Below are 624 nucleotides of genomic sequence, written 5' to 3'. Positions count from 1 at the left end.
TGGTTCGCGACGAGCGTCAGATCGTCGATCGCCTGCGACGACTGGCGCAGCGATTCGGCCGTCTGCTGCGCGGCTTCCGACAGCTGCGACAGCGCCTGCGTGATCTGCTCGGCACCGTTCGCCTGCGTCTGCATCCCTTCGTTGACCATCTGGAAGCGCGGCGCGAGCGTCTGCACCTCGGCGATGATCTGCGACAGCTGCCCGCCGACCTGCTGCACGTCGAGCATGCCGCGGCGCACTTCCTCGGAAAACTTGTCCATTCCCATCACGCCCGCCGACACGGCCGACTGGATCTCCTTCACCGTCTGCTCGATGTCGTAGGTCGCCACCGCCGTCTGGTCGGCCAGGCGGCGGATCTCGGTCGCGACGACCGCGAAGCCGCGGCCGTACTCGCCCGCCTTTTCGGCCTCGATCGCCGCGTTCAGCGACAGCAGGTTGGTCTGGTCGGCCACCTTGGTGATCGTCGCGACGACCTGGTTGATGTTCAGCGCCTTCTCGTTGAGGATCGCGAGCTTCGCGTTCACCGAACCGGCCGCGTCCATCACGCTGCGCATGGTCTCGCCCATCCGCGTGAGGCCGCTCTGGCTCACGCCCGCGAGCGTCGCCGACTGCTCGGCCACGCCG

General features: G+C 67.8%; 1 protein-coding gene. It reads right to left on the bottom strand.

What is annotated here, in order from left to right:
• The coding region (locus U5A56_RS36920) for a methyl-accepting chemotaxis protein (RefSeq protein WP_321927414.1) at positions 1-624 on the bottom strand (624 nt) is incomplete at both ends.

It is taken from the genome of Burkholderia sp. BCC1998, assembly GCF_905339875.1.
Classification (GTDB): Bacteria; Pseudomonadota; Gammaproteobacteria; order Burkholderiales; family Burkholderiaceae; genus Burkholderia.
This window is presented reverse-complemented; position numbering and strand designations above follow the sequence as displayed.